Origin of the sequence: Streptomyces sp. NPDC050211, assembly GCF_040656035.1 — a bacterium.
In the GTDB taxonomy this organism is placed as follows: Bacteria; Actinomycetota; Actinomycetes; order Streptomycetales; family Streptomycetaceae; genus Streptomyces.
The window spans coordinates 1-10,368 of sequence record NZ_JBFALC010000134.1 but is presented as its reverse complement, the minus strand read 5'-3'; the positions used below and the strand labels follow the sequence as shown (position 1 = coordinate 10,368).

The window sequence follows — 10,368 nt, the reverse complement described above, 5'->3', positions numbered from 1 at the left end:
CCTTCGCGCTGGGCCTGGAGGGCCCGGCGGTGACCGTCGACACGGCCTGCTCCTCCTCCCTGGTCGCCCTCCACCTGGCCGCCCAGTCCCTGCGGGCGGGGGAGTGCGACCTGGCGCTGGCCGGCGGCGTCACCGTCATGGCCACCCCCACCACCTTCGTGGAGTTCTCGCAGCAGCGCGGGCTGGCCGCGGACGGCCGCTGCAAGGCCTTTGCGGAGTCGGCGGACGGCACCGGTTGGGCCGAGGGTGTGGGTGTGCTGTTGGTGGAGCGGCTGTCGGATGCGGTGCGGCGGGGGCATCGTGTGCTGGCGGTGGTGCGGGGTTCGGCGGTGAATCAGGACGGTGCGTCGAACGGGTTGACGGCGCCGAACGGGCCGTCGCAGCAGCGGGTGATCCGTGCGGCGCTCGCGCAGGCCGGGCTTTCGGCTGCGGATGTGGATGCGGTGGAGGCGCATGGGACGGGGACGCGGCTGGGTGATCCGATCGAGGCGCAGGCGCTGCTGGCGACATACGGCCAGGAGCGTGAACGGCCGTTGTGGCTGGGGTCGTTGAAGTCGAACATCGGGCATGCGCAGGCGGCGGCCGGTGTGGGTGGGGTCATCAAGATGGTGATGGCGCTGCGGGCGGGGGTGCTGCCCAAGACCCTCCACGTTGATGCCCCCTCGTCCGAGGTGGACTGGTCCTCGGGTGCGGTCGAGCTGCTGACCGAGCAGCGTGTGTGGCCGGAGGTCGGGCGTCCTCGTCGGGCGGGTGTGTCGTCGTTCGGGGTGAGCGGGACGAACGCGCACGTGATCCTGGAACAGGCCCCGGTGCGGGAGGAGACAGCGGAGGAAACGACGCGGGATCTGCCCGTCGTCCCCCTCGTCCTCACCGCCAAGTCGGAGACCGCCCTGCACGGCCAGCACGCCCGGCTCACCGCGCTCCTGGACCGCGACACCCAACTCCGGCCGCTGGACGTCGCCTTCAGCCTCGCAACCGGCCGCTCGATGCTGGAACACCGCTCGGTGGCGCTCGGCCAGACACAGGTGGAAGGCGTTGCCTCCGCCCCCGGCCGGACGGTGCTCGTGTTTCCGGGGCAGGGGACGCAGTGGGCCGGGATGGGGGCCGGACTGCTGGAGTCCTCCCCGGTGTTCGCGGCGCGGCTGCGCCAGTGCGCCGACGCCCTTGCTCCGTACGTCGACTTCGATGTGGTCGAAGTCGTGCGTGAGGGGCGGGAGTTGGACCGGGTGGAGGTGGTCCAGCCGGTCACTTGGGCGGTGATGGTGTCCCTGGCCGAGCTGTGGCGCTCGCTGGGCGTGGTGCCGGATGCGGTGGTGGGGCATTCGCAGGGCGAGATCGCCGCGGCGGCCGTGTCGGGTGCGCTGTCGTTGGAGGATGCGGCCCGGGTGGTCGCGCTGCGGGCGGCGGTGATCGGGCGGGAGCTGGCCGGGCTGGGCGGCATGGCCTCCATCCCGCTGCCCGTGGCCGAGGTGGAGGAGCGGCTTCAGGCGTGCACCGGTCTGGGTGTTGCGGCCGTCAACGGCCCCTCCAGCACGGTCGTATCGGGGGATGCGGACGCGATCGTGGCGTTCGTGGCCGCCGCGCAGGAGGAGGGCATAAGGGCCCGCCAGGTCCCGGTCGACTACGCCTCCCACTCCGCCCACGTGGAACGCATCGAAGCCGAACTTCTGGACGTGCTGGCCCCGGTCACCCCGCTGCGTCCGCGGATCCCGTTCCATTCCACGGTCACCGGTGAGCTCGAAGATGCCCTGGATGCCGGGTACTGGTATCGCAACCTGCGCCACCCGGTCCGCTTCGAGGACACCGTACGCAGCCTCCTCCAGGACGGCTTCGGCACCTTCGTCGAGTCCAGCGCCCACCCCGTGCTGACGATAGGCATCGAGGAGACCGCCGAGGACGCGCTGGTCACCGGCACCCTGCGCCGCGGCGACGGCGGCCTGGAGCGGTTCCTGACCTCCGCCGCCGAACTCTTCGTCCGCGGCACCGACATCGACTGGGCGGCTCTCTTCGACGGCACCGGAGCCCGTCAAGTCGACCTGCCCACCTACGCCTTCCAGCGCCGCCCCTACTGGCTGTCCGCCACGGACACCGACACGCCGACCGCGCCCCCCGCGCCCGGCACCGAGGAGACCCTGCTCAGCCGCGCACTGCGGGGCCGCTCCGCCGACGAGCAACTCGACCACGTACTCGACCTGGTACGGGTCCACGCCGCCGCCGTGGCCGACCGCCCCTCCGCCGACTCGATCACCCCCGGCCACACCTTCAAAGAGCAGGGCTTCGAGTCCGTCGACGGCATCGAACTGCGCAACCGGCTGCGCTCCGCGACCGGACTACGGCTGCCCACCACCCTCATCTTCGACCACCCCACCCCCCTCGCCGTCGCCCGGCTGATCCGCGACGCCGCCGTCGAGGAGGCCGCCACCACGCCCGCCCCGGCCCACCCCGAACAGCCGGCCCCCGACCAGGACGACGCCATCGCGATCGTCGGCATGGCGTGCCGTTTCCCCGGCGGGGTCAGTTCCCCGGAGGGGCTGTGGGAGCTGGTCATGTCGGGGACGGACGCGGTCTCGCCGTTCCCCGGGGACCGCGGCTGGGACGTGGAGGGGCTGTTCGACCCGGAGCCGGGCCGGGTGGGCCGGTCGTATGTCCGGGAGGGCGGATTCCTGCATGGGGCGGGGGAGTTCGACGCCGGCTTCTTCGGTATCTCGCCGCGTGAGGCGGTGGCGATGGACCCGCAGCAGCGGCTGCTGCTGGAGACCTCCTGGGAGGCGCTGGAGCGGGCCGGGGTTCCGGCGACCTCGCTGCGCGGCTCCCGCACCGGCGTCTTCGTCGGCGCCATGTCCCAGGAGTACGGCCCCCGGCTGCACGAATCCGGCCAGGGCTACGAGGGCTACCTCCTCACCGGCACCACGGCGAGCGTCCTGTCCGGCCGCATCTCCTTCGCGCTGGGCCTGGAGGGCCCGGCGGTGACCGTCGACACGGCCTGCTCCTCCTCCCTGGTCGCCCTCCACCTGGCCGCCCAGTCCCTGCGGTCGGGGGAGTGCGACCTCGCCCTCGCCGGAGCCGCCGCCGTGATGGCGAGCCCCGGCATGTTCGTGGAGTTCTCGCAGCAGCGCGGGCTGGCCGCGGACGGCCGCTGCAAGGCCTTTGCGGAGTCGGCGGATGGCACGGGGTGGGCTGAGGGTGTGGGTGTGCTGTTGGTGGAGCGGCTGTCGGATGCGGTGCGGCGGGGGCATCGTGTGCTGGCGGTGGTGCGGGGTTCGGCGGTGAATCAGGACGGTGCGTCGAACGGGTTGACTGCGCCGAACGGGCCGTCGCAGCAGCGGGTGATCCGTGCGGCGCTCGCGCAGGCCGGGCTTTCGGCTGCGGATGTGGATGCGGTGGAGGCGCATGGGACGGGGACGCGGCTGGGTGATCCGATCGAGGCGCAGGCGCTGCTGGCGACATACGGCCAGGGTCGTGAGCGGCCGTTGTGGCTGGGGTCGTTGAAGTCGAACATCGGGCATGCGCAGGCGGCGGCCGGGGTGGGTGGGGTCATCAAGATGGTGATGGCGCTGCGGGCGGGGGTGCTGCCCAAGACCCTCCACGTCGATGCCCCCTCCTCCGAGGTGGACTGGTCCTCGGGCGCGGTCGAGCTGCTGACCGAGCAGCGTGTGTGGCCGGAGGTCGGGCGTCCTCGTCGGGCGGGTGTGTCGTCGTTCGGGGTGAGCGGGACGAACGCGCACGTGATCCTGGAACAGGCCCCGGTGCGGGAGGAGACAGCGGAGGAAACGACGCGGGATCTGCCCGTCGTCCCCCTCGTCCTCACCGCCAAGTCGGAGACCGCCCTGCACGAGCAGGCCGCGCGCATACGGGAACACCGCGAACCCCGGCTGCTGGACGTGGGCTTCAGCCTGGCGTCCTCGCGGTCGGTGTTCGAGCACCGGCGGGTGGTGCTCGGCGATGACGTCGTCGAGGGCGTTGCGGCTCCGGTCGGCCGGCGGGTGCTGGTGTTTCCGGGGCAGGGGACGCAGTGGGCCGGGATGGGGGCGGGGCTGCTGGAGTCGGCGCCGGTGTTCGCGGCGCGGCTGCGCCAGTGCGCCGACGCGCTCGCCCCCTTCGTCGACTTCGATGTGGTCGAAGTCGTGCGTGAGGGGCGGGAGTTGGATCGGGTGGAGGTGGTCCAGCCGGTCACTTGGGCGGTGATGGTGTCCCTGGCCGAGCTGTGGCGTTCGCTGGGCGTGGTGCCGGATGCGGTGGTGGGGCATTCGCAGGGTGAGATCGCCGCCGCCGCTGTCTCCGGTGCGCTGTCGTTGGAGGATGCGGCCCGGGTGGTGGCCCTCAGGGCTGGGGTGATTGGGCGGGAGCTGGCCGGGCTGGGCGGCATGGCCTCCATCCCGCTGCCCGTGTCCCAGGTCGAGGAGCGGCTTCAGGCGTGGACCGGCCGTCTCGGGATCGCCGCCGTCAACGGCCCCTCGGCCACCGTGATCGCCGGTGACGCGGACGCGATCGTCGACTTCGTGGAGGCCGCGCGGCAGGACGGCATAAGGGCTCGTCAGGTCCCGGTCGACTACGCCTCCCACTCCGCGCACGTGGAGCGCATCGAGGCCGAACTCCTGGACGTTCTGGCTCCGATCGCCCCGCTGCGTCCGCGGATCCCGTTCCATTCCACGGTCACCGGTGAGCTCGAAGACACCCTGGACGCCGCCTACTGGTATCGCAACCTGCGCCACCCGGTCCGCTTCGAGCACACCGTACGAAAGCTCGTCGACAGCGGCTTCGGCACCTTCGTCGAGTCCAGCGCCCACCCGGTGCTGACCATGGGCATCGAGGAGACTGCCGAGGACGCGCTCGTCACCGGCACCCTGCGCCGCGACCAGGGCGGCCTGGACCGGTTCCTGACCTCCGCCGCCCACCTGTTCGTGCACGGCACCGACATCGACTGGGCGGCCCTCTTCGACGGCACCGGAGCCCGCCAAGTCGACCTGCCCACCTACCCCTTCCAACGCGAGCACTACTGGCACGAGCCCCCGGCCCCCGCCGCCCTCACCCCCACCGGCACGGACACCGACACCTGGCGCTACCGGACCGCGTGGAAGGGCCTGGCCGAGAGCGGCACCCCGGTCCTCGACGGCCGCTGGCTCCTCGTCGTCCCGGACACCGGCGCGGACGAGGGCACCGTCGATGCCGTGGAGGCCGCGCTGACCGGTCACGGCGCCCGCACCGAGCGCCTGACCCTCGACGCGGCCCACGCCAGCCGCGAAACGCTGGCCGCGCGGCTGGCGTCGTACGAGAACCTCACCGGCATCCTCTCCCTCCTCGCGCTCGACCGCGCCCCGGAGGCCGTTCTCGCGAGCCTGGCTCTGGTGCAGGCCGCCGGTGACGCCGAGGTCGCTCCGGCGCGTGTCTGGGCGCTGACCCGCCAGGCGGTATCCGTCGCTCCGGGTGAGGTGCCCGACGACATCGGGGCGCAGATCTGGGCCGTCGGCCGGGTCGCCGCGCTGGAACTGCCGTCCCTGTGGGGCGGGTTGGTCGACCTGCCCGCCGAACCCGGCCGGCGGGTCCTGGAGCGCGCCGTCGCCGCCCTGGCCGGGACGGCGGGGGAGGACCAGATCGCCGTACGGGACTCCGGCCTCTACGGCCGCCGGGTCGTGCGGGCGGCCGGCGGGGCCCCTGCGTCCGGCTCCCGGTGGAGCGCCCACGGCACGGTCCTGGTCACCGGGGGCACCGGCGCCCTGGGCGCCCGGGTCGCCCGGTGGGCCGTACGGCAGGGTGCCCGGCATCTCGTCCTGGCCGGGCGGCGCGGCACCGACGCGCCGGGCGCGGCCGAACTGGCCGCGGAACTGCGGGAGTCGGGTGCCGAGGTGAGCGTCGTCGCCTGTGACGTCGCCGACCGGGACGCGCTCGCCGCGCTCCTTGCCGCGCACCCGCCGACCGCCGTCTTCCACACCGCCGGCGTGCTCCACGACGGCGTGCTCGGCACGGTCCGTGCCGCCGACGTCCGCGCGGTGCGTGCCCCGAAGGCCGACGCCGCGCACCATCTGCACGAACTGACCGCCGGCCTGGACCTGTCCGCGTTCGTGCTCTTCTCCTCCGTCACCGGCACCTGGGGCAACGGCGGCCAGGCCGCCTACGCCGCCGCCAACGCCTCGCTCGACGTGCTCGCCGAAACCCGGCGTGCCGCGGGCCTGCCCGCCACCTCCGTGGCCTGGGGCCTGTGGGGCGGCGCCGGCATGGCCGAAGGCGCCGGCGAGGAGAGCCTGGGCCGCCGCGGCATCCGCGCCATGGACCCCGACCGGGGCATCGAGGCCCTGCACCGGGCGCTCGACCTCGATGACACCTGCGTCACCGTCGTCGACCTCGACTGGGCCCACTTCGCGCCGCGCACCGCCGCGCTGCGCCCCGGCCCGCTCTTCGAGACGGTGCCCGAGGCCCGCCGCGCCCTGGCCGCCGTACGGCAGCAGGCCGCCGCCGCGCCCGACGACGCACTGGTCGCACAGCACGCCGCCCTGCCCGCCGTCGAACGCACCCGCCGCCTCGTCGAGCTGGTGCGCGGCGAGGCGGCCGCGGTGCTGCGGCACCCCACCACCGACGCCGTCCGCGCCGACCGCGCCTTCAAGGACGCCGGCTTCGACTCGCTGACCTCCCTCGAACTGCGCAACCGGCTGGGCACGGCCACCGGCCTGACCCTGCCCGCCACCGTCGTCTTCGACCGGCCCAACCCGGCCGCGCTCGCCGCCTACCTGCTGGACCGGCTCCTCGGCGAGCACGAGAGCCCGGCCCCGGCGCCCGCCACCCGCGACAGCGCCGACGACGTGGATCCGGTCGTCATCGTCTCCATGGCCTGCCGCTACCCCGGCGAGGCCGACACGCCCGAGGCGCTGTGGGACCTCGTCATGGCCGGACGCGACGCCATCGGCGCCGCACCGCTCGACCGCGGCTGGAACCTGGACGAGGTCTACGACCCCGACCCGGACAACGGGCGACGCGGCACGACCTACGTCCGCGAGGGCGGGTTCCTGCACGAGGCGGCGGAGTTCGACGCCGAGTTCTTCGGCATCAGCCCGCGCGAGGCGCTCGCCATGGACCCGCAGCAGCGGCTGCTCCTGGAGACCGCCTGGGAGGCCCTGGAACGCGCGGGCATCGACCCGCGCTCCGTCCGCGGCAGCCGCACCGGCGTGTACGCGGGCCTCACGCACCAGGAGTACGCCTCCCGGCTGCACGAGGCCGACGAGGAGCACGAGGGCTATCTGCTCACCGGCAAGTCCGCCAGCGTCGTCTCCGGGCGCATCTCCTACGTGCTGGGCCTGGAAGGCCCCTCGGTCTCCATCGACACGGCCTGCTCGTCCTCGCTGGTCGCCCTGCATCTGGCCGCCCAGGCGGTGCGGGCGGGGGAGTGCGACCTGGCGCTGGCCGGCGGGGTCACCGTGATGGCCGCACCCGGCCTGTTCGTGGAGTTCTCCCGGCAGCGCGGGCTGGCCGCCGACGCCCGCAGCAAGGCCTTCTCCGACGCCGCCGACGGCACCAGTTGGGGCGAGGGCGCGGGCATGGTCCTCATCGAGCGGCTCTCCGACGCCGTCCGCCGGGGACACCCCGTGCTCGCCGTCATCCGCGGCCACGCCGTCAACCAGGACGGCGCGTCCAACGGCCTCGCCGCCCCCAACGGCCCCGCGCAGGAACGGGTCATCGCCCAGGCGCTCGCGAACGCCGGGCTCGGCGCGCACGACGTCGACGTGGTCGAGGCGCACGGCACCGGCACCCGGCTCGGCGACCCGATCGAGGCACAGGCCCTGCTGGCGACCTACGGCCGGCGGCCCGCGGGCGCGGAGCCGCTGTGGCTGGGCTCGCTGAAGTCCAACATCGGGCATCCGCAGGCCGCGGCCGGGGTCGGCGGGGTCATCAAGATGGTGATGGCCCTGCGCGCGGGCATCCTGCCCAAGACCCTGCACGCCGACGTGCCGTCCACGCAGGTGGACTGGGCCTCGGGCGCCGTCGAACTGCTCACCGAGACCAGGCCCTGGCCCGAGACCGGACGGCCGCGCCGGGCCGGCGTGTCCGCGTTCGGCGTGAGCGGCACCAACGCCCACCTGATCCTCGAGCAGCCGCCCGCCGCGGCGCCCGCCGAGCAACCGGTGACCCGCCACCTGCCCGTCGTCCCCCTGGTCGTGACCGCCAAGACGGCACCCGGCCTGCGCGCACAGGCCGACCGCCTGTGCACCCGGCTGGAGCGGGACAGCCAGCTGCGGACCCTGGACGTCGGCTACACCCTCGCCGCCGCACGCTCGGTCTTCGACCACCGTCAAGTCACGCTCGGTTCCTCGGTGTTCGAGGGCGTTGCTGCTGCGGCCGGCCGGCGGGTGCTGGTGTTTCCGGGGCAGGGGACGCAGTGGGCCGGGATGGGGGCGGGGCTGCTGGAGTCGGCGCCGGTGTTCGCGGCGCGGCTGCGCCAGTGCGCCGACGCCCTTGCCCCGTACGTCGACTTCGACGTGGTCGAAGTCGTCCGTGAGGGGCGGGAGTTGGACCGGGTGGAGGTGGTCCAGCCGGTCACCTGGGCGGTGATGGTCTCCCTGGCCGAGCTGTGGCGCTCCCTCGGCGTCGTCCCGGATGCGGTGGTCGGGCATTCGCAGGGCGAAATAGCCGCCGCCGCCGTGTCGGGCGCCCTCTCGTTGGAGGATGCGGCCCGGGTGGTCGCGCTGCGGGCGGCGGTGATCGGGCGGGAGCTGGCCGGGCTGGGCGGCATGGCCTCCATCCCGCTGCCCGTGTCCCAGGTCGAGCAGCGCCTCGCAGCGTGGACCGGCCTGGGTGTCGCCGCCGTCAACGGCCCCTCGGCCACCGTGATCGCCGGTGACGCGGACGCGATCGTCGACTTCGTGGAGGCCGCGCGGCAGGACGGCATCCGGGCCCGCCAGGTCCCGGTCGACTACGCCTCCCACTCCGCCCACGTGGAACGCATCGAGGCCGAACTCCTGGACGTGCTGGCCCCGATCCGCCCGCGCCGCGCCGACCTGCCGTTCTACTCCACGGTCGAGGGCCGGCTGCTCACGGACACCACCGTCCTGGACGCCGCCTACTGGTACCGCAACCTGCGCCACCCGGTCCGCTTCGAGCACACCGTACGCAGCCTCCTTCAGGACGGCTTCGGCACGTTCGTGGAGTCCAGCGCCCACCCGGTGCTGACCATGGGCATCGAGGAGAGCGCCGAGGACGCGCTGGTCACCGGCACGCTGCGCCGCGACCAGGGCGGCCTGGAGCGGTTTTTGACCTCCGCGGCCCACCTGTTCGTGCACGGCACCGACATCGACTGGGCGGCCCTGTTCGACGGCACCGGAGCGCAGAGGGTCGACCTGCCCACCTACCCCTTCCAGCGCAGGCGTTACTGGGCGCCGACCTCCCCGGCCGGCGTGGGCGACGCCGCCGCCGCACGCTTCGGCATGGCCTGGCAGACGCACCCCCTGCTGGGCGGCACGCTGCCGCTCGCCGCCACCGGCGAGATGGTGTGCGCGGGCCGGATCTCGCTCACCGACCACCCGTGGATCGCCGACCACGCCGTCTTCGGCCGGACCCTGCTGCCCGGCACCGCCTTCGTCGAACTCGCCCTGCACGCCGCCGCCCAGGCCGGCTGCGCCGGCCTGGAGGAGCTGGGCCTGGAGGCGCCGCTCGTCCTCGACCAGCGCGCGGCGCAGATCCAGGTGCGCATCGAGCAGGCCGACGACCAGGGGCGCCGCCGGGTGAGCGTGCACTCCCGTCCCCAGGACGCCGACCCCCAGGCCGGGTGGACCCGGCATGCGGCCGGGGTGCTCACCCCGGCCGCCGCACCGCCGCCCGCCGCCGAATGGGCCGCCCGGGCCTGGCCGCCGGCCGGTACCGAGCGGATCGAGGCGCAGGACGTGTACGGCCGGTTCGCCGACCTCGGCTACGAGTACGGGGAGATCTTCTGCGGCATCGACGCCGTATGGCGCGGGGACGGCGAGGTGTACGCCGAGATCCTGCTGCCCGGCGGCGCCCGGGCCGACGCCCCCGCGTACGGGCTGCACCCGGCCCTGCTGGACGCGGCCCTGCAGCCGTGGCTGGCCGGCGGGCTGCTCGACGTGCCGGCCGACTCCGTGCTGCTGCCCTTCGCCTGGCAGGGCATCACCCTGCACGCCACCGGCGCCGACGCCCTGCGCGTGCGGATCGCCCGCTGCGGCGACAACGCGATCTGCGTGGAGGCCGTCGACCTCACCGGCGCACCCGTCCTCACGCTCGACGCGCTGGTCATGCGGGCCGTCGAGCGGCAGCGGCTGGAGGCGCTGCTCGGGGCGGCCGGCACCGAACTGCCGCTGTACCGGGTCGCCTGGCAGCCCGCCGCCGGCGCCGGGCCGGCGCTGCGGCACCTGGCCGTGATCGGCC

1 pseudogene is annotated in these 10,368 nt (G+C 74.2%); it reads left to right on the top strand.

The features are described from left to right. Positions 1-11: 11 nt before the first annotated feature. Positions 12-10,368, top strand: a pseudogene (locus AB0I98_RS48865) (type I polyketide synthase); the annotation flags it as partial.